We start from the raw sequence: 19,438 nt of genomic DNA on the forward strand, positions 1-19,438 counted from the left end.
TGTCCTGTCTGTCGGTCATCCTGTGCTTGTGGCGTGATCGCCGCTGGTGTCCAGCAACGACGCGATCAGCCTGACCACCGAGGTGGGGTTGTCCAGTTGCGGGCAGTGCCCAGAGCGCGGGAGCACGACGAGTTCGCTGCCGGGAATCTGCTGGTGCAGCAGTCGGCTTGACTGCACGGGAATGATGCGGTCGCGGGCGCCGTGCACGATCACTGTCGGGCAACTGACACGCACGCCGCGGTGTCCGGCAGTGGTTTCGTAGGCGTATTGAAATGCGTAGCGTCCCAAAGTGGCAACGTCCGAAACACAGGAGATTGTCTGCGACCAATACCTGACGACCTCGGGGTCGGCGACGATTCCGGGCCCGTACAGGAACTTTGGGACGATGCGACGAGTCGCCCAGCTCAACGCGGTCGACGGCACGGGGGCATGGGCCACCCGTGACCAGAACGTGGCAGCTATCTCTCGTCGGCGAGCCACCCGGGCCAACCAGTGTCTGGCATTGAGCGGATCGTTCAGTGCGACAAGCGCTTTGACCGCCGCGGGGTTGTGGGCGGCGCCGCGGACCGCCGTCGCCGCGCCCAGCGAATTACCAACCAGCACTGCCGGTCCGGTTTCGGCGAGGATCGCGTCGAGGAACGCGTCGAACTGCGGCACCAGCGCTCCGGACCGGCGTGGGTCCGCCTGCCCGAAGCCGGGTAGGTCCACCGCAAACGCGCGTCGTCCCGCCGCCTCGAGCCGTGTCAGCACGCCCCGCCACGTATCGGCGCTGTCGGCATATCCGTGCAAAAGCACGATCGGCGTCCCGTTACCGACCACGGATAGCGCTCGGGTGCCCACGTCGTTGTAGGTCACCCGGCTCGCAGTGATCATGCGTTGAGCAGCCCCTTGGCGATGTGTGTCACCTGTACCTCATTGCTGCCGGCGTAGATCATCAGCGATTTGGCGTCGCGGGCCAGTTGTTCGACGCGGTACTCGGCCATGTAGCCGTTCCCGCCGAACAATTGGACTGCCTCCATCGCGATGTCGGTGGCGGCCTCCGACGAGTACAGCTTGATCGCCGACGCTTCGGCCAGCGAGGGCACCTTGCCGGCCTGCAGCTTCTCCAACGTCTGAAAGACCATGTTCTGCACGTTGATCCGGGCGACCTCCATCTTGGCCAGCTTGAGCTGGATCAGTTGGAACTGCCCGATGGTCTGGCCCCACAGGGTGCGGGTTTTCGCGTAATCGACGCAGAGCCGGTGGCATTCGTTGATGATGCCGAGCGCCATCAGCGCCACACCTAACCGTTCGGCTGCGAAATTGGCGCGGGCGCTTTCCCGACCGTCGCCTCCGGTGTGGTTTTCGGTCTCGCCCAGCAGCCGATCCGGTGTCAGGCGCACGTTGTCGAAGAACAACTCGCCGGTGGGCGACGACATCATGCCCATCTTCTTGAAGGGCTTGCCCTGCGTCAGTCCCGGCATTCCGGAGTCGAGGACGAAGGGCAGCACCGGCCGGTTGCGCCGATCGGGGTCACCATTGTCGAGCTTGGCGTAGACGATCAGGACATCGGCGTAGGGACCGTTGGTGATGAACGTCTTCTGCCCGTTGAGGATGTAGTCGGCGCCGTCGCGTTTGACGGTGGTCTTCATCCCGCCGAAGGCATCCGAGCCGGAGTCCGGCTCGGTGATGGCCCAGGCCGCGATCTTCTCGAGTGTCATCAGTTCGGGCAGCCAGCGTTCCTTCTGGGCGAGCGTGCCGCGGCTCATGATCGTGGCCGCGCCCAGACCCAGGCTGACGCCGATCGTGCTGAGCAATCCGATACTGACACCGGCAAGTTCGGACACCAGGATGGCGGCCATCGACGCCTGCGCGGCAAGGCCGCCCAGCCCGTTCGACGGCTGCCGCTCGGCTTCCGCGGCGCGTTCTTTGTCCAGCATCGACTTCACCGCCTCGGCGGCCAGCACGTCGAGACCGAACTCGCTGAACAGCTTGCGGGCGATCGGGTACGGCGACATCTCGCCGGTCTCCAGCGCATCCAGATGCGGCCGGATCTCCTTGTCGATGAATCCCCGGACCGTATCCCGCATGATCAGGTCGGTGTCGGACCACTCGATCATGTTTATTCCGCCTCCTCCTCGTCGCTACGCTCCGCATCGTCGGCGGTGGCTATGGCAGCCTCGCCGCGATGTCGTCGATGAGCCACGGGCCGTCGGTCTCGATGGTCTCGACATCCTGCCAGCCCGCGAGTCGCGAAATCGCCCCGCCCTGAACGGCATACACGCGGCCGGTGATCGGGCACTTTTCCGTCGCCAGATAGGCCACCAGCGGCGAGATGTTGGCTGGGCTGAACAAGTCCAGCTCGCCGTCGTCGGGTTCGTCCATGAGCGCGCCCATCCCGGGAGTGGCCAAGGTGAGCCGGGTCCGTGCGATCGGCGCGATCGCGTTGACCCGCACACCGTATCGGTCCAGCTCCTCGGCGGCGATCAACGTCAGCGCCGCGATGCCCGCTTTGGCCGCGCCGTAGTTGGCCTGGCCCGGATTAGGCAGCGTTACACCGGAACCCGACGCGGTGTTGATCACCGCGGCATTGGGCTGATCCCCCGCCTTCGACTGGGCCTTCCAGTAGGCGGCGGCATGCCGAAGCATCGCGAAGTGCCCTTTGAGATGCACGGCGATCACCGCGTCCCACTGGGCTTCGTCCATGCCGGCGATGAACGAGTCCCGCAAGATGCCGGCGTTGTTGACTAGCACATCGAGTCGCCCGAACTCGTCGATCGCCTGCCGCACAACGCTTTCCGCGCCATCCCAGGTGGCGATGTTCTCGGTGTTGGCGACGGCCGTGCCGCCGGCGGCGGTGATCTCGTCGACGACCTCGTGCGCCGGGCCGGCGTCGGCGCCTTCGCCGGTGTTGTCGCCTCCGAGGTCGTTGACGACGACCTTGGCGCCCTCCTTGGCGAACAGCAGCGCGTGTTCGCGCCCGATTCCCCGGCCGGCGCCGGTGATGACGGCTACCCGCCCTTCCAATGCACCCATCAGCGTGTCTCCCTGATCTCCGCCAGCCCGTCGGTGATGACGAAGTCGTCACCGCGTGCCGTCTCGAATGCGTAACTGGTGATTCCGTCCGCGTGGCCCTTCTCCCAGATCCGCGTCTCCAGGTCGTCGCCCGGCAGCACCGGCTTGGAGAACCGCACCGCGAACCGCTTGAGCCGGTTGACATCCGAGTCGGCCAGTTCGGTGAGCACCGCCCACGAGGTGAACGCCATGGTGCACAACCCGTGCGCGATGATGCCGGGCAGCCCGGCGTCCTTGGCCACCTCCTCGTCGAGGTGAATCGGCATCGGGTCGCCGGCTGCCGGGGCGTAACGGAACGTCTGGTCGGCGTCGATGTGCTGCACCACCTTGGCGGCGGGCGCCTTCGAGCGCAGCGCGTCGTCGAACTTGTGGTCGGGGCTCAAAACCCCAACGGCACGGCCCACGGTCAGTCCGCGCACGAACGTGGTGACGTACTGCTCGTTGACCAGTTCGCCGTCCTCGGTGCGGCATTCCAGCAGGATCGCCGCGCGGGTGCCTTTCTCCAGGCCCTGGTATCCGATCATCTTGGCACGGGATACCAGCTTGTCACCCGGGCGGATCGGCCGGTGGAAATGAAAATCCTGTTCCCCGTGCACGATTCGCGGGATCGCCTCGACGGGCATGACATCGACCGCCGGGGTCAGCAGCGCCTCGAACACAGGCACGATCGCGAACACCGGCGGCGCGACATCCCCTCTGCGGTGCGCCTCGATCGGATCGTTGGTCGCCGCCGCGTATTCCGCCAACCGCTCCCGGGTAACCTCGAATCGCTCGTCGTCGGTCCAGCGATCAAGGCCGGTGTCGTCGAACTCGAGTGTTTCCGTCATGAGGCCGTGGCCAAAACATCGAGCTGGTCGAGCGTCTTGTCGAGCTGCTTGGCGCCGTCCTTTTCCACGGCCTTGCCCAGCGCGCCCTTGATCATGGCACCCTCGAAATCACCGCGGACGGTGAATTTGGAGCCGGCTCCGTCTGGCTCGATGGTGAAGGTGAATTGCGCCTTGACACCGGCCATTCCGGTGCCGCTGAGCACCAGGCCGCGCGGCGGGTCGACCGATTCGACCGTCCACTCGATCTTGTTGGCCATCCCGAGCATGACGATTTTGGCGGTCAGCTTTGCGCCTTCGCTGAGCGTGGCAGGCGGTTCCTCCAGCCATTTCTCGTGCACGGTGAACCACTTGTCCCAGTTGGCCAGGTCGCTGACGGTTTCCCACAGCGCCTCGGGGCCGGCACTCAGTTCCCGGGTTGCCTCGATGTGTCCCATGATTAACGCTCCGCTCGTTGGTAGGCGGTGACGACGGCGGCGCCACCGAGTCCGATGTTGTGCTGCAGGGCCGCCGTGACCCCGTCGACCTGGCGCTTGTCCGCGAGACCCCGTAACTGCCAGGTCAGTTCGGCACACTGCGCCAAGCCTGTTGCGCCCAGCGGATGACCCTTGGAAATCAGGCCGCCGGACGGGTTGACCACCCAGCGCCCGCCGTAGGTGGTGTCGCCGTTGTCGATCAGCTTGGGCGCTTCGCCTGGGCCGCACAGGCCGAGGGCCTCATAGAGCAGCAGCTCGTTGGCGGAGAAGCAGTCGTGCAGCTCGATCACCTGGAAGTCCTCCGGGCCCAGGCCGGATTGGTCGTAGACGCGTTGCGCCGCTTGCACGTTCATGTGGTAGCCGACCAGCGCCTTGCAAGTGCCGTCGAACGTTGACTCGAAGTCGGTGGTCATTGCCTGCCCGACGATCTCCACGGCCTGGCCGGCCAGCCCGTGCTTGTCGACGAACTGTTCGCTGGCCAGGATCGCGGCTCCCGAGCCGTCGGAGGTGGGCGAACACTGCAGCTTGGTCAGCGGGTCGTAGATCATCCGCGAGCCCAGGATGTCCTCCAGGGTGTAGGAGTCCTGGAACTGCGCGAACGGGTTGTTGACCGAGTGCTTGTGGTTCTTGTAGCCGATCTTGGCGAAATGCTCTGCGGTGCTGCCGTACTGGCGCATGTGCTCGCGACCGGCGGCGCCGAACATCCACGGCGCCGGCGGAAACAAGACCTCGGAGATCTCGGCCATCGCGAGGATGTGCTTTTCCATCGGCTGCGCGCGGTCGTCGTAGCTGGCCTCTAGCGATCCGGGCTTCATTTTTTCAAACCCGAGTGCGATGGTGCAGTCGGCGAGCCCGCCTCGAATCGCCTGGGCGGCCAGGAAAAGCGCCGTCGAGCCGGTCGAGCAGTTGTTGTTGACGTTGACGACCGGAATCCCGGTCATGCCCAGCTCGTAAAGAGCACGCTGCCCCGACGTCGACTCGCCGTAGACGTAGCCGACGTAACCCTGCTCGACGTCGCTGTAGCTGATGCCGGCGTCCTGTAGCGCGTTGGTGCCGGATTCGCGCGCCATGTCCGGGTAGTCCCAGCCTTCCCGGCGCCCCGGTTTCTCGAACTTCGTCATCCCCACACCGACGACGTAGACCTTGTTTGCCATCGCCCTCCCATCGGACTGTTTTCCGAAACATACATTCCGGATGGCATCTTTACAAGTCAGCGCCAACGCAAACGGCTCGTTCGCAGTGCTTAAGCGCCCGGCTGAACTGAGAGCAGCTGGCTCAGCTCGTTGCGGAGATGAGCGCAGGCGCGATCCCATCGACGGCGCGCCCGGGCGATGTCCTGATCGACGAAGCTGGCCACCAGAATGCCGCGCAGAGCATCCATCGCCGTATAGATGAGGTAGCGCAGTTCCTTTTGCGCTGCTTGCTCTGGAAGGAACTGCGCAATCGCGGAGAACAGCGTGTCGTTGACCAGCGGTTCGACGCGCTGGATCTGCTGCGCGAGCACTCGGTCCGTTCGGGATGCCACCCAAAGTTCGAGCGTGGCAACAAAAAGCGGGCCCTGATGCGCGTCCCAAATGAAATCCAGCACCTTGGCGGGATCGGGCCTGCCCTTGACGCGGCTCAGCTCGCGAATGGCCGCGTGCGCCCGCTGCTGAGCCAGGTGCTCGATCGCGGCGACCACCAGATCTTGCTTCGACCGGAAGTGGTGGATCTGCGCGCCGCGGGTCACGCCGGCCAGCTCCGCGACGCGGTGCGTGGTCGTGCCGGCATACCCGTAGGTGACCAGGCATTCGACCGTCGCCTCGAGCAACCGCGACCGCATGGCAGCACTGCGCTCGGCCTGTGAGCGTCGCGCGCGCGATCCGTCCGTCCGCGTGGTCACGCCGACATCTTACCCATATACATGCCGATGAGAATGGAAGTGCTGGCGCCGTTGACGTTGCTGTCGCGTCACCGTTCGGCGCGCTGGTAGGCGGTGACGACGGCCGCTCCCCCGAGCCCGATGTTGTGCTGCAGCGCGGCGGTCACGTTGTCGACCTGACGCTTGTCGGCGGTACCGCGCAGCTGCCAGGTCAGCTCGGCGCACTGCGCCAAACCGGTTGCGCCCAGCGGGTGGCCCTTGGAGATCAGCCCGCCGGACGGGTTGACCACCCAGCGGCCGCCGTAGGTGGTGTCGCCGTTGTCGATCAGCTTGGGCGCCTCACCCTCGCCGCACAGCCCGAGAGCCTCATAGAGCAGCAGCTCGTTGGCGGAAAAGCAGTCGTGCAGCTCGATCACCTGAAAATCGGTCGGCCCGAGACCGGACTGCTCGTAAACGCGTTGCGCGGCTTGAACATTCATGTCGTAGCCGATGAGATTTTTCGCCGTGCCGTCGAAGGTCGACGCGAAGTCGGTGGTCATCGCCTGGCCGACAATCTCGGTCGCCTGGCCGGCCAGCCCGTGCTTGTCGACGAACTTCTCGCTGGCCAGGATCGCCGCGCCCGACCCGTCCGAGGTGGGCGAACACTGCAGTTTCGTCAGCGGATCGGAGATCATCCGCGCCGCCAGGATGTCGTCGAGCGTGTAGGGCTCCTGGAACTGCGCGAACGGGTTGTTGACCGAGTGCTTGTGGTTCTTGTAGCCGATCTTGGCGAAATGCTCTGCGGTGCTGCCGTATTGGCGCATGTGCTCGCGACCGGCGGCGCCGAACATCCACGGTGCGACGGGCATCGCGAACTCGTCGATCTCCGCCATCGCCTTCACGTGCCGCGCCATCGGCGATTCGCGGTCCTGCGCACCGCCGCCCAGCGAGCCGGGCTGCATCTTCTCGAAGCCCAGCGCGATCGTGCAGTCGGCGAGCCCGCCGCGGATGGCCTGCGCAGCCAGAAAAAGCGCCGTCGAGCCCGTCGAGCAGTTGTTGTTGACGTTGACAATCGGAATCCCGGTCATGCCCAGCTCGTAAAGCGCCCGCTGCCCGGACGTCGAATCGCCGGCGACATAGCCGACATAGCCCTGCTCAACTTCGCGGTAGTCGATGCCCGCGTCTTCGAGCGCCTTGGTGCCGGACTCCCGCGCCATGTCGGGATAGTCCCAGTTTTCCCGGCGGCCCGGCTTCTCGAACTTCGTCATGCCGACGCCGACGACGTAAACCTTGTTTGTCATCGGCATAGCGTACTGCTCGCGCTACAACGTGGCGGGGCGGATCACGACCACCGATTTGGTGCGCGGGCCGTCGTCGCGCAGCAGCGCGATCACCCGGTCGTCGGCGGCGCAGGCGGCGTAGACGCCGTCGATGCCGGCCGACGGCAGCGGCCGGCCGTGGGACACCGACACGGCTTCTTCAACAGTCAGCTCGCGGCGTGGAAAGAGCTGCAGGCACGCCTCGTCGAGATCCAGGCTCAGCCGCGGCTGCTCGGCCAGTTCGTCGAGCGTGCGCGCTTGATCCAGCCCGAAGCGCCCCACCCTGGTGCGCCGCAACGCCGTCAGATGTCCGCCGACACCGAGCGCGTCGCCCAGATCGCGGGCGAGCGCGCGGATGTAGGTTCCCGACGAGCAGTCGACCTCGACGTCGAGGTCGACGAGCCGATCGTGGCGCCTGCGGGCCACCAGCTCGAAGCGGTCGACGCGCACCGGCCGCGCGGCCAGTTCGACGGTCTGGCCCTCCCGGGCCAATCGATAAGCGCGCCGGCCGCCGATCTTGACCGCGCTGACCGCCGACGGCACCTGCATGATGTCGCCACGAAGGCCCGCGATGGCCGTCGTTACCGCATCGTCGGTCAGGTGCGCAGCGGAGACCTCTTGCAGCACTTCGCCTTCCGCGTCCTCGGTGGACGTCGACTGGCCCAGCCGAATGGTCGCCGCATACGACTTCGGCGCGCCGCTGATCAGCCCGAGGACCTTGGTCGCCCGCTCTACGCCGATCACCAGCACGCCGGTGGCCATCGGGTCCAGCGTCCCCGCGTGTCCCACGCGGCGGGTACCGAAGATCCGCCGGCATCGCCCCACCACGTCGTGGCTGGTCATCCCGGCGGGCTTGTCGACGATGACAAGGCCGGCGGTCATAGCACGATCGCCGTGAGCACCAAGTCGTTTCGCACCGACCACCGCCCGCGCAGCGCGGTCAACGGCGGGCCGGACAGCGCGGCGCCGTCGACCAGGATCTTGGAGACGAACACGCCCGTGGACCCGTTCGGATCCACGTCGAACACGATGTGAGCGTCCTCGAAACCCAGCCAGCGCCGCGTCAACGGAAACCACGCCTTGTAGGTTGCCTCCTTGGCGCAGAACAGGATTCGATCCCAGTGCAGGCTGTCGGGCAGCGCGGAGATTTCGTGGCGTTCCTCCGCCAGCGTGATCGCGTCAAGCACACCGTCCGGTAGCACGTCGTGCGGTTCGGCGTCGATGCCCACCGAGCGCACTGCACCGCTGCGGCCCACCAGGGCGCCGCGGTAGCCCGTGCAGTGCGTGAGGCTGCCCACCACGCCCTCGGGCCAGCACGGCTCGCCCTTGTCGCCCTTCAGAATTGGCAACGGCGGCAACCCCAGTTCGCCCAGCGCGATCCGGGCACAGTGCCGGACGGTGGTGAATTCGTTGCGCCGCTTGGCCACCGAGCGTGCGATCAACGGCTCTTCCTCGGGCAGCGGCGTCAGGCCGGGCGGGTCCGAATACAACTCGGCAAATGCCAGGTTGTCGGCATGCTCGGGCAGCACCGCCGACATCAACGTGCTGTCGGTCATCGTGATTGCCGCTGCCGCAACCGTTCCCGGAACTGTTCGGCCTGCTTGCGCATCTCGGGGGTGATCACGAAATGTCCGCCGAAATCGTTGAGGTACCCGGGCGCATACTGCGGGTCCGGCAGCACCTGGCGCAGCCAGCTGAACGGCTTGCGGCGCCGCCATTCCCGCGGGTAGCCCACCGACACCTCTTCGAAGCGCACCCCGTCGTACCACGTGGTGCGGGGAATGTGCAGGTGGCCGTAGACCGAGCAGGTCGCGTTGTAGCGGGTGTGCCAGTCGGCGGTCTCGGTGGTGCCGCACCACAGCGAGAACTCCGGGTAGAACAACGCATCACAGGGCTCGCGCACCAGCGGGAAATGGTTGACCAGCACGGTCGGCGTCATCCAGTCGAGCTCTTCCAGGCGCTTGCGGGTGGCCGCCAACCGATCCCGGCACCAGGCCTCGCGGGTGCCGTACGGCTCGGGCGACAACAGGAATTCGTCGGTGGCCACCACGTTGTGTTCCCGGGCGATCGCCAGGCCTTCGGCTTTGGTGGTCGCCCCTTCCGGCAGGAATGTGTAGTCGTAGAGCAGAAACATCGGCACGATCGTGGCCGGGCCGCCCCGCTCGGTCCACACCGGGAAGGGATGCTCCGGGGTGACGATGCCCAGTTCGTCGCACATGTGCACCAGGTAGTCGTAGCGCGCGCGGCCGAAGACCTGCATCGGGTCCTTGCCGGTGGTCCACAGCTCGTGGTTGCCGGGCACCCAGATGACCTTGGCGAACCGTCGTCGCAGCAGATCCAGCGACCAGCGGATGTCATCGGTGCGTTCGCCGACGTCACCGGCGACGATCAGCCAGTCGTCCGGCGACGACGGGTGCAGCGATTCGGTGACGGGCTTGTTGCCGAGGTGACCGGTGTGCAGGTCGGAGACCGCCCACAGCGTCGGCTCGTGCCGCGTGTTTTCTGCCGCCACGACTCCTCAGCGTAGCCAGCCAACCGGGTGCGGACAGGAACAGGTTCTAGTTAGACTGCCCGCCATGGCCGGAAAGTGGCTCGCGAAATTGCGTGTGATCACGGCACTGGGCGCGCTGCTGATGGCGGTTGTCGTGGTCTGGCAGAGTACCCCGCCGACCGGTAGCGGCGGCATGGCCGTGCAGTTGCGGTCCACCGGCGCACCGCTGGACCCGGCCACCACGATGAAAAGCCCGATCGTGGCCACCACCGATCCCCGGCCGTTCGACCCCTGCGAGGACATCCCATTCGACGTCGTCCAGCGGCTCGGCCTGTCGTACACCCCGCCCGAGCACGAGGAGGGGCTGCGCTGCCACTACGACGCGGGCAACTACCAGTTGGCCGTCGAGCCGATCGTCTGGCGCAGCTACGAGCAGACGTTGCCGGCCGACGCTCTCGAGACCACAGTGAACGGTCACCGGGCCGCGCAGTACTGGGTGCTCAAGCCGACCTACCACAACAGCTATTGGTACGTTTCCTGCATGGTGGCGTTCAAGACCAGCTACGGGCTGATCCAGCAGGCGCTGTTCTATTCGACGGTCTACTCCAATCCCGACGTCGACTGCCCGGCCACCAATTTGCAACGGGCCAACGAGCTTTCCCCCTACTACGTGTTCTGATGCGGTGACGACGGCATCCACCCGGTCCCCGGAGTCGATGCTGCGCACGCGCATTCGGCGTGCCGGCGGTCGCGTCCTGCGCCCACTGCTGCACCTGCCGGCGGAAACCACGCGTTACACGGTGAGCCGCGTCGCCGTCCCGATGCGCGACGGCGCCGAGCTCGCCGCCGACCACTACGCCCCAACCGGCACCGAGCCCGTCGGGACCCTGTTGGTCCGCGGGCCGTACGGCCGCGGGTTTCCGTTCTCGCTGATATACGGCGCGCTGTACGCCGCCCGCGGCTACCACGTGGTGCTGCAAAGCGTTCGGGGAACATTCGGGTCGGCGGGGGTCTTCGAACCAATGGTCCGTGAGGCCGACGACGGCGCCGACACCGTGGCATGGTTGCGTCAGCAGCCGTGGTTCACCGGCCGGTTCGGCACCGTCGGACTGTCGTATCTCGGCTTCACCCAGTGGGCGATCCTGGCTGACCCTCCACCGGAACTGGCCGCCGCCGTCATCACCGCAGGGCCCCACGACTTCTGCGCGTCGTCGTGGGGAACCGGCTCGTTCGGGCTCAACGACTTCCTGGGCTGGAGCGACCTGATCGCCCACCAGGAAGAACCCCGGATCCGGAGCGGCATTCGCCAGCTGCTCGCCCGCCGCCGGGTGGCCCGCGCGGCCGGCAAGTTGCCGCTCGGCGCGGGGGGCCGGGCGCTGCTCGGCGAGGGCGCGCCCTGGTACGAGTCCTGGCTGGAACACCAGGACCGCGACGACCCGTTCTGGGAGCCGATGCGTTTCACCGCCGCACTGGACAAGGCGCAGGTCCCCGTGCTTCTGTTCGGCGGCTGGCAGGACCTGTTCCTGCGGCAGACACTCGAGCAATACCGGCATCTGCGCGACCGGTCCGTCGACGTGGCGCTGACCGTCGGGCCGTGGACCCATACCCAGCTGCTCACCACCGGCTTGGGCGCCATCAGCCGCGAATCCCTGGCGTGGCTGGACACCCATCTGGGCGGTGCGGCGGGCAGGTCGCGGCCCAGCAGGGTGCGGGTCTTCGTCACCGGTGAAGGTTGGCGGGAGCTGGCGGATTGGCCGCCGGCGACGACCACCCGGCCGCTGTACCTGCAACCCGGCGGCGGGCTGGCCACCAAGCCGCCCTCCCCTGCCCCGGCAGCCACGTTCCGGTTCGACCCGGCCGACCCGACGCCCACGATCGGCGGCCCGCTGCTCTCGCCGAACAGCGGATACCGCAACGACAGCCGGCTCGCCCGCCGCGACGACGTGCTCGTGTTCACCGGCGACGCGCTCGCCGACGACCTCTGCGTGCACGGCAACCCGATCGTCGAGCTGGCACACACCACCGACAATCCCCACGTCGACGTGTTCGTCCGGGTCAGCGAGGTGGACGCGCGGGATCGCTCCCGCAACGTCAGCGACGGGTATCGGCGGCTGGCCGAGCCGCTGGACCCGCTGCGCATCGAACTCGACGCCGTGGCACACCGATTCCGCGCCGGCTCGCGCATCCGCGTGCTCATCGCCGGCGGCTGGCATCCGCGCTATGCACGCAACCTCGGCACCGGCGAGCCGGTGGTGAGCGGCAGCCGAATGACACCGACCACCCACAGCGTGCACTTCGGCACGTCGCGGTTGCTGCTCCCGGTCGACCAGACCTCAGCCGACGGCATTGCGGACCCGGGCGGCGATCCGCGCTAGCGCCGCCTCGTCGTACACGGGCGACGCCAGGCTCGGGGTGATCGGAACCTGCACCCAGCTGGTGCATCCCGCATAGTCCGCAGTCCGTGCCAGCGTCACCGGCTCGGCCAACGGGATGGCCTGCACCACCAGCACGGCCAGCCGATGCTTGGGCCGGAAGTCCAGCCGGTCCTTGCGGACCGATTCGGTGGTCCAGATATGCAGGTCCTCGATCGCCTCGAGGTGTTCGGGACGGTTAACCGCAAGCGCGGCAACAACTTTGGCCGCTGCGCGGACAATCAGCCGGTCGTCGGTGCTGTCGGCGGCCGCTGCGGTCAGCAGATCCCGGTGCTCGGGCCGGACCCGCTCGGCGTGGCTGTGCGCCACCGTCGGAAACAACACGAATTCGTCGGCGGCGACGTCGAAGCGCTTTTCGTGGATCCCGCCTTTGCGCAGCAGCACGGTCTGGCGACCGTCCAGCAGCGCATGCACGACCGCGCTCCACTCCTTGAGCGCAGCCGTCATCTCGTCGCGAGCCGGCGCAGCGGCGGCATGGTTTTGGGAGGCTGACGCCGCGCCGGCAGCGTGGCCAGCAACTGCGTCGTCGCTTCCGCGACTTGTGCGACCGCAGCCTCGAAGGCCTCGGCGTTGGCCGCCGACGGGCGCGTGACGCCGCTGACCTTGCGCACGTATTGGCGCGCCGCCGCCTCGATCTCGGCGGCCGTCGCCGGCGGCTCGAGTCCGCGCAGTTCGGTGATGTTCCGGCACATGCATCAACCATAGGTGGGCCTGGTTACGGTGATGCGATGAGCGACATTCTGCTGATCGACACCGACGAACGCGTCCGCACCCTGACCCTGAACCGCCCCGAGTCCCGCAATGCGCTGTCCGCGGCGCTGCGGGACCGGTTTTTCGCCGCGCTGGCGCAGGCCGAGGAGGACGACGCCGTCGACGTCGTGATCCTCACCGGCGCCGACCCGGTGTTCTGCGCGGGACTGGACCTCAAAGAGCTGGGCGGGCAGTCGGCGCTGCCGGACATCTCGCCGCGCTGGCCGGCCATGACCAAACCGGTGATCGGCGCCATCAACGGCGCCGCCGTCACCGGCGGGCTGGAGCTGGCGCTGTACTGCGACATCCTGATCGCCTCGGAGCAGGCCCGGTTCGCCGACACGCATGCGCGGGTGGGGCTGCTGCCGACGTGGGGGCTGAGCGTGCGGCTGCCGCAGAAGGTCGGAATCGGACTGGCCCGCCGGATGAGCCTCACCGGCGACTACCTGTCCGCGCAGGACGCACTGCGCGCCGGGCTGGTCACCGAGGTGGTGCCGCACGACGAGCTGCTGCCCGCCGCCCGCAAAGTGGCCGCCTCGATCGTCGGCAACAACCAAAACGCGGTGCGCGCACTGCTGGCGTCCTACCACCGCATCGACGAGTCGCAGACCAGCGCGGGGCTATGGCTGGAGGCAAGCGCGGCCAGGCAATACCGGACCACCGGCGAGGACATTGCCGCCAACCGGGACGCCGTGTTGCGCCGCGGCCGGGCGCAAGTGCGGTAGATCTGCGGGTGCGATCACCGTTACGTCCACCGACAAATAGTCGGCAAGGGCGTGCGCCTTCGGCCAATCGCCGGCACGTACCGCGCTTGCCAGATCTTCGACAAACGGTGTCGTAGCGCCCAACTCGGCCAGCCAGGCAGACAGCGTCGTCACGATGTCCTCGCCCGACACCAGCACTGTGCGCCTGTCATGCAGACGATCGGTCAATTGGTAGACGGCCGCATCGAGCTTGGCGCGGTGGAATCGATGCGATGACACTGGAGATCTCCTTCGTGGCTAGCACCACTTTGTCCCCACCACGAGGCATTGTCGCGAGTAGTCCGCTACTCCAATCGACTACGTCCTACTGGCCGCGGACCGCCGAGGTGGCCTTGACCAGTAGATCCGACAGCAGCTGTTGCGGATTGAGTTGCGTGTCCGTGCTGCCCATCACCACCACAGAGGTCTGGTCGTCGAGCGCCGCCGTGTAGATGTAGTCGGGGTCGTCCGAGGCGTCGGCGCTCAGCTTGACTCCGGTGGTGTTGAGGCCGTCGATGTGCGGGGCCGGGATGCGCTCCGCGGTTCCGGTCGCCTGCGGGTCGCCGGACAATGTGACCCGATCGCAGCCGGCCGCGGCTTGCCCGGCCGGCACCGGCTGGGGCAACCGGAGCGCGACGACGTAGATGTTGCCCTGGTCGCCCTCGCCGCGGACACCGGCCGCCTGGGCGCCGACCGACGGTTCGACGTTCGGTGGAATGACCATCGCGCGGCATTGCGGCGGATCGATCTGCGCTTTGGTGAACGCGGTGATCCCTGAGCTGTCGATATCGTGTTGCGCCAACGCCTTTGGTGGTTCGGCCTGCGGAGCAAAGCCGGCCGGAAAGTCGTCTTTGACGTTGTCGACGCGCCCGATGTCATAGGCCGCGGGAGCCGCAGCAGCCGGCACATTGGTTGCCGACGGCGGTTGCGACGACGCTGACGACGCGGCCGCCGGCGGCCTTTCGGCGGACTGGCCGCACGCCGAGATGGCCACGCTTGCGCCGAGTGCTGTGAGCAGGCAAGCGATTTGACGGATGGTGGGCGATTGGGAAGTCATTGCATGGTCCTTGAGGGTCGGTCCGTCTGGAAGGTCTTCGAAGCCGCTGCGCCCGACGGGCGAACACCCGGCCCCGCCGGGCCGGGTGTTCGCTTCGGCGACGCTTCGCGGGTCACCACCACCACCACCAGTGATGCCACCACCGGTGGTGATGCCACCAGTGTTCCGGCATGGGCGTGTCATGCCAACCCGCGGCCACAACGCTGTTCAGGTCGGACGGATTGCCCGAAGCCGCGGGGGTGGCGTGCGCCGACGGGAGGGCGCCCAAGAGCATCGCGCCACTGACAGCACCGGCGCCGATCGCACCCAGCACCGCCCGGCGCGCCGAACCCGCCCAACTCGACATAACAACCTCCTCGAAACAATTACTTGCTGGTTCGTCAACTAACTTAACCCAGCTAATTGGTCTTCAGCAACTTTTTTGGGCGCTTTTCAGCAACTTCACAATTAACGACGTATCGCAGATCTGAGGAAGGTGTTGCAGGACTTCAGTAGATACTTTCCAGTACTTACTATCGTATTATAGCTGGCTATCGCTCTACGATTACTTACTGATGCCGCGATCTTTGTATTTCCGTATCCGGTGAATCAGTAAATTATGATCCCTAATGCTGCGGTGACGCTTTCACACCGACAGCAACGGTAATAGCGTGCGTTTATTCGACGACACTTCGGGTCACTGACTTCTGCCACGGGGTCATACTGATATGCTGACTCGCCTACCCGGCTCACTAATGTCCCGTCCGCCGATGGAAGGTTCGCATCAATGAGCGCTGCCGCCGATCGTTTCGAGGCCGACGCCGAACGGTCCCGCACACCCGGCAGAGCCGCCCCACCCACGTTCCCGGGCTCCGCTGCGGCGACCGAACGCATCACCGTCGGCCAGACACGCGGCCGGAAAACGCGACGCACCGTCGATCTCACGCCGGCCCAGCACCGTGCCCTCGACATCTGGCAACGAGATGCCGCCGATCGCCTCGGTCTCGCCCGCGTGACCGGACAAGAGGTGCTGACCGCGCTGATCGACCAGCTGCTGACGGATCGCGAACTCTCCGCCCGGATCCAACGCGCCATCCAAGCGGGGCGGCGCTGAACCGACGCGCGACTAGCGCCGGCCGGTTAGCTCCCTGATCACTCGGCACGGGTTACCGGCCGCCAATACGCCCGCCGGCACATCCCTGGTGACGACACTGCCGGCGCCGACAACCGAGTTGTCGCCGATCGACACCCCGGGACAGACAATGACTCCGCCCCCGAGCCACACATTGTCGCCGATTGCTATGGGCGACGCGGATTCCCAGGCCTCCCTGCGGGTCTGGTAGTCGTCGACCGGGTGTTGCGCCGTGAGCAGCTGCACACGGGGACCAATCGACACGTCGTCGCCGATAGTGATCGGCGCGCAGTCCAGCAGGACTGCGTCGTAGTTGAGAAAACTGTTCGCGCCGACGCTGATGTAGGTCCCGTAATCGCATTGGAATCGCGGCAATATCACCGAACCCTCGCCCAGCGAGCCGAGCAGCTCGTGCAGCAGCTGCCTTCTGCGCTCGCCGTCGTCGGCCAGGGTCGCGTTGAACGCATCGAGCAGGCGCTGACATGCCCTCCTGCTCTCGACAAGGTCGGGGTCGCTCGCCTGGTAGAGCGCCCCACGCAGCATCCGCTCCCGCTGACTAACCATGGCTCCTCACGTTCCGGTCACCGCCCAGCGGCCCGAAATGGTTCGTGCACCGACGAATAACAGCCGTAGCACGATGAAGCTGGTCAGGCCGGACCAGATTCCCGCAAGTCCCCAACCGAACACCAGCGACAGCCACGTCAGCGGCAGGAACCCGGCCAGCGCGCTGACCACCGTCGCGCTGCGCATGAACGCGGCATCGCCGGCACCCAGCAGCACGCCGTCGAGCGCGAAAACTACTCCGGCAATGGGTAATTGGGCCACTAAAAACCACCACGGCACCCCGATCACGGTCAGCACCGAACGGTCGTCGGTGAACAACTCGGGAAGCACTGCGGCGCCGGCGGCGAACACCACGGCCAGCAGCGCCGCGGCCAGCGCCGAAAACACCGTGACCCGTCGCGCCACCGACTTGGCGTGTTCGACGCGGCCGGCCCCCAACGCAGCACCGACCAGCGCCTGCGCCGCGATGGCCAGCGAATCCAAAACCAGCGCGAGGAAAGTCCACAACTGCAGCACCACCTGGTGCGCGCCCAGGGCCGCGGCGCCGAACCGTGCCGCCACCGCCGCCGCCGACACGAAGCAGGCCTGGAACGCCAGCGTCCGCAGCATCAGGTCGCGACCCATCACCAGTTGCGCGCGCAACGCAGCCCGGTTGAGCCGCAGCGGCACCCGTTCGGCCAGCAGTGCGCGCCCGAACAGCAACGCGGCCAGCCACTGTCCTACCAAGTTGGCCACCGCCGAACCGGCCAGCTCCAGGCGCGGAAGCCCGAGCCAGCCGTACACCAGCAGCGGGCACAACAGTGCCGACAACCCGAAACCGGCTACCACGTAGCGCAGCGGCCGGACGGTGTCCTGCACGCCGCGCAGCCACCCGTTACCGGCAAGCGACACCAAAATGGCGGGGGCACCGAGGATCGCGACCCGTAACCACGGCAACGCCGCCCTGGCAATGTCGCCGCCGGATGCGATCACCGACACCAGCGGCACCGCTGCCGCCTGCACCACCACGACGACCAGTGCGCCCAGACCCAGCGCCAACCAGGTCGCCTGGACGCCCTCGGCGACCGCGGAAACCCGGTCGCCGGCACCGAAATGGCGGGCCGAGCGGGCCGTCGTGCCGTACGACAGAAACGTCAGATCGGACGCGACCAGCCCGAGAATCAGCGCGCCGACCGCCAGCCCGGCCAGGCTCAGCGCGCCGAGCCGGCCGACGACGGCGGTGTCGAACAGCAGATAGAGCGGCTCAGCCGCGAGCACGCCCAGCGCGGGCAACGCCAGACCGGCGATCTGGCGGCCGCCGGCGGCGGGTTGACCCGTCTCGGTCACCCGAGGGCGGCGCGGAGTCTCGTCACCACGTCGTCGACCGAGCCGGTGATCGAATACCCGGCGGCCAGCCGATGACCCCCGCCGCCGAACGTCGAGGCGACCGCGGCCAGATCCACCGCGGACTTCGCCCGCATCGATACCGTCCACTGTTGCGGCGCAACCTCTTTGAACACTGCAGCCACCTCGGCCTGGGCGGTGGTGCGGACAATGTCGACGATGCTTTCGACTTCCTCCGGCCGCGAGTTAATCCACTCCCCGTTGTCCACGACCGCGTACACCAGGCCGCGGCCGCCTACGGCGTCGGGCACCAGCTGCGCCGAGCCCAGCACCCGCGACAGCATCATCAGCCAGGCGAACGGGTGGGTGTCCAGCAGGGCCCGGCTGATCGCGGCGTTGTCCACACCGAGCTCGACCAGCCGCGCCGCCAACCTGTGCGCGCGTGCACTGGCCCAGCGGAACGACCCGGTATCGGTGGTCAGCCCCGCGTAGAGGCAGTGCGCGACTTCGATGTCGATCGGCTTGCCCCACGCGTCGAGCAGTTCGGCGACGAGCATCGTGGTGGAATCCGCCGACGGGTCGACGAAGTTGGCGGTACCGAACAGTTGATTGGACGCATGGTGGTCGATGACCAACAACTCCTGCCCACCAGCCGCCAGGTCCTGCAGCGCGCCCAGCCGGTTGACGCTCGGAATATCCACGGTCACAACGAGATCGACGTCGCGGCGGAAAGCATCCGGATCGACCAGCAACCGGCCGCCGGGCAGCGACTGCAACGACTCCGGAAGCGTCGCAGGCGCGGCGAAGCTGACTTGCACGTCCTTGCCGCCCTGGTCGAGCACCAGGCCCAGCGCCAGCCCGGCGCCGATGGTGTCCGCGTCGGGATACACGTGGCAGACCACGCCGACGGTGCCAGCCGCGGACAGCAACTCGGCGGCGCCGATCGCGTCGACGCGTTGCACGGCCGGCTCAGTCGTCGGATCGATCGTCGTCACCGGCGTCTCCCTCCCCGCCGGCGTCCGCCGGGCTCACGCGGTAGGGGTCGGCCTCGCCGGCCGGCTTGGCACCCGCGCGGACCCGGGCCAGGTCGGCGTCGGCGGCGCGGGCGCGGGCCAGCAGCTCCTCCATCCGGTGCGCGGCGTCGGGCACCGTGTCCCTGCTGAACGTCAGGGTGGGAGTGAACCGCACACCGGTGCCCGCCCCGACCTTGCTGCGCAACACACCCTTGGCGCTTTCCAGCGCCGCGGCCGCTCCGGCGTAATCCGGCTCGTCGTCGAGGGTGCGACCAATCACCGTGTAATACAAGGTCGCATCGTGCAGGTCGGCGGTCACCTTGGCGTCGGTGATCGTGACACCGGCCAGCCGCGGGTCTTTGATCTCGTACTCGATCGCCGACGCGACGATCGTCGAGATCCGCTTGGCGAGCCGGCGTGCGCGGGCCGGATCAGCCATGC

Annotated in this window: 23 protein-coding genes; 4 read left to right on the forward strand and 19 right to left on the reverse strand. The window is 67.2% G+C overall.

Annotation, left to right across the window (positions count from 1 at the left end; all coding sequences use genetic code 11):
- Positions 1-15: 15 nt before the first annotated feature.
- From G6N47_RS23065 to G6N47_RS23115, 11 genes are all read right to left on the reverse strand, one after another.
- Entirely contained in the window at positions 16-873 is an 858-nt protein-coding gene (locus G6N47_RS23065) for an alpha/beta fold hydrolase (RefSeq protein ID WP_083132351.1), read from the reverse strand.
- Positions 870-2,099: an acyl-CoA dehydrogenase family protein gene (locus tag G6N47_RS23070; protein WP_083132350.1), complete on the reverse strand. Its 1,230-nt coding sequence runs from the start codon at positions 2,097-2,099 to the stop codon at positions 870-872. Before G6N47_RS23070 ends, G6N47_RS23065 begins: the two co-directional genes overlap by 4 nt.
- A 49-nt stretch (positions 2,100-2,148) precedes the next feature.
- Positions 2,149-3,015 carry an SDR family oxidoreductase gene (locus G6N47_RS23075; RefSeq protein WP_083132349.1) on the reverse strand — a complete coding sequence of 289 codons (867 nt, stop codon included), beginning with the start codon at positions 3,013-3,015 and terminating at the stop codon, positions 2,149-2,151.
- Positions 3,015-3,881, reverse strand: coding sequence for a MaoC/PaaZ C-terminal domain-containing protein (locus G6N47_RS23080; RefSeq protein WP_083132348.1), 867 nt, complete (start codon positions 3,879-3,881; stop codon positions 3,015-3,017). The genes G6N47_RS23075 and G6N47_RS23080 overlap by 1 nt, the downstream gene beginning before the upstream one ends.
- Positions 3,878-4,315: a type II toxin-antitoxin system Rv0910 family toxin gene (locus G6N47_RS23085; RefSeq protein ID WP_083132347.1), complete on the reverse strand. Its 438-nt coding sequence runs from the start codon at positions 4,313-4,315 to the stop codon at positions 3,878-3,880. Before G6N47_RS23085 ends, G6N47_RS23080 begins: the two co-directional genes overlap by 4 nt.
- A gap of 2 nt (positions 4,316-4,317) precedes the next feature.
- Positions 4,318-5,508: a lipid-transfer protein gene (locus G6N47_RS23090; RefSeq protein WP_083132346.1), complete on the reverse strand. Its 1,191-nt coding sequence runs from the start codon at positions 5,506-5,508 to the stop codon at positions 4,318-4,320.
- An 89-nt stretch (positions 5,509-5,597) separates the two neighbouring features.
- Positions 5,598-6,176, reverse strand: coding sequence for a TetR/AcrR family transcriptional regulator (locus tag G6N47_RS23095; RefSeq protein ID WP_083132345.1), 579 nt, complete (start codon positions 6,174-6,176; stop codon positions 5,598-5,600).
- 128 nt (positions 6,177-6,304) lie between these two features.
- Positions 6,305-7,495 carry a lipid-transfer protein gene (locus G6N47_RS23100; protein ID WP_083132486.1) on the reverse strand — a complete coding sequence of 397 codons (1,191 nt, stop codon included), beginning with the start codon at positions 7,493-7,495 and terminating at the stop codon, positions 6,305-6,307.
- A 21-nt stretch (positions 7,496-7,516) separates the two neighbouring features.
- Positions 7,517-8,395: a tRNA pseudouridine(55) synthase TruB gene (truB, locus tag G6N47_RS23105; RefSeq protein WP_083132344.1), complete on the reverse strand. Its 879-nt coding sequence runs from the start codon at positions 8,393-8,395 to the stop codon at positions 7,517-7,519.
- The gene (gene pptT, locus G6N47_RS23110) at positions 8,392-9,069 is read right to left on the reverse strand and encodes a 4'-phosphopantetheinyl transferase PptT (protein ID WP_083132343.1); all 678 of its coding nucleotides are present in this window, start codon (positions 9,067-9,069) and stop codon (positions 8,392-8,394) included. Before pptT ends, truB begins: the two co-directional genes overlap by 4 nt.
- On the reverse strand, positions 9,066-10,025 hold the full coding sequence (locus G6N47_RS23115) for a metallophosphoesterase family protein (protein ID WP_083132342.1): 960 nt from the start codon (positions 10,023-10,025) through the stop codon (positions 9,066-9,068). Before G6N47_RS23115 ends, pptT begins: the two co-directional genes overlap by 4 nt.
- Before the next feature lie 64 nt (positions 10,026-10,089).
- Between G6N47_RS23115 and G6N47_RS23120 the strand changes: the two genes are divergently transcribed.
- Both G6N47_RS23120 and G6N47_RS23125 read left to right on the forward strand, forming a co-directional pair.
- A complete protein-coding gene (locus tag G6N47_RS23120; RefSeq protein ID WP_083132341.1) occupies positions 10,090-10,683 on the forward strand; it encodes a DUF3558 domain-containing protein in 594 nt (197 codons plus the stop codon).
- 37 nt (positions 10,684-10,720) lie between these two features.
- A complete protein-coding gene (locus G6N47_RS23125; protein ID WP_083132340.1) occupies positions 10,721-12,379 on the forward strand; it encodes a CocE/NonD family hydrolase in 1,659 nt (552 codons plus the stop codon).
- Here G6N47_RS23125 and G6N47_RS23130 read toward each other — a convergent pair.
- Complete coding sequence (locus tag G6N47_RS23130; RefSeq protein WP_083132339.1) at positions 12,338-12,883, reverse strand: DUF1802 family protein; 546 nt, start codon at positions 12,881-12,883, stop codon at positions 12,338-12,340. The genes G6N47_RS23125 and G6N47_RS23130 overlap by 42 nt on opposite strands.
- A complete protein-coding gene (locus tag G6N47_RS23135) occupies positions 12,880-13,128 on the reverse strand; it encodes a DUF2277 family protein (RefSeq protein ID WP_083132338.1) in 249 nt (82 codons plus the stop codon). The genes G6N47_RS23130 and G6N47_RS23135 overlap by 4 nt, the downstream gene beginning before the upstream one ends.
- Before the next feature lie 36 nt (positions 13,129-13,164).
- Between G6N47_RS23135 and G6N47_RS23140 the strand changes: the two genes are divergently transcribed.
- A complete protein-coding gene (locus tag G6N47_RS23140; RefSeq protein WP_083132337.1) occupies positions 13,165-13,911 on the forward strand; it encodes an enoyl-CoA hydratase in 747 nt (248 codons plus the stop codon).
- A gap of 343 nt (positions 13,912-14,254) precedes the next feature.
- Here G6N47_RS23140 and G6N47_RS23145 read toward each other — a convergent pair whose 3' ends face one another.
- On the reverse strand, positions 14,255-14,986 hold the full coding sequence (locus G6N47_RS23145; protein WP_163659728.1) for a DUF5642 family protein: 732 nt from the start codon (positions 14,984-14,986) through the stop codon (positions 14,255-14,257).
- Between the two features lie 112 nt (positions 14,987-15,098).
- Entirely contained in the window at positions 15,099-15,332 is a 234-nt protein-coding gene (locus G6N47_RS23150; protein ID WP_083132336.1) for a hypothetical protein, read from the reverse strand.
- Positions 15,333-15,752: 420 nt separating this feature from the next.
- On the opposite strand from G6N47_RS23150, the gene G6N47_RS23155 reads away from it, so the two are divergent.
- The gene (locus G6N47_RS23155; protein ID WP_083132335.1) at positions 15,753-16,079 is read left to right on the forward strand and encodes a hypothetical protein; all 327 of its coding nucleotides are present in this window, start codon (positions 15,753-15,755) and stop codon (positions 16,077-16,079) included.
- A 12-nt stretch (positions 16,080-16,091) separates the two neighbouring features.
- On the opposite strand, the gene G6N47_RS23160 is transcribed toward G6N47_RS23155, so the two are convergent.
- The 4 genes from G6N47_RS23160 to rbfA are packed head-to-tail and all read right to left on the reverse strand — an operon-like array spanning position 16,092 to position 19,436.
- Entirely contained in the window at positions 16,092-16,661 is a 570-nt protein-coding gene (locus tag G6N47_RS23160; protein ID WP_083132334.1) for a sugar O-acetyltransferase, read from the reverse strand.
- Positions 16,662-16,667: 6 nt separating this feature from the next.
- Positions 16,668-17,987, reverse strand: coding sequence for an MATE family efflux transporter (locus G6N47_RS23165; RefSeq protein ID WP_083132333.1), 1,320 nt, complete (start codon positions 17,985-17,987; stop codon positions 16,668-16,670).
- On the reverse strand, positions 17,984-18,979 hold the full coding sequence (locus G6N47_RS23170) for a DHH family phosphoesterase (protein WP_083132332.1): 996 nt from the start codon (positions 18,977-18,979) through the stop codon (positions 17,984-17,986). Before G6N47_RS23170 ends, G6N47_RS23165 begins: the two co-directional genes overlap by 4 nt.
- On the reverse strand, positions 18,954-19,436 hold the full coding sequence (gene rbfA / locus G6N47_RS23175; protein ID WP_083132331.1) for a 30S ribosome-binding factor RbfA: 483 nt from the start codon (positions 19,434-19,436) through the stop codon (positions 18,954-18,956). Before rbfA ends, G6N47_RS23170 begins: the two co-directional genes overlap by 26 nt.
- Between the last annotated feature and the right edge of the window lie 2 nt (positions 19,437-19,438).

Source organism: Mycobacterium branderi, from assembly GCF_010728725.1.
In the GTDB taxonomy this organism is placed as follows: domain Bacteria; phylum Actinomycetota; class Actinomycetes; order Mycobacteriales; family Mycobacteriaceae; genus Mycobacterium; species Mycobacterium branderi.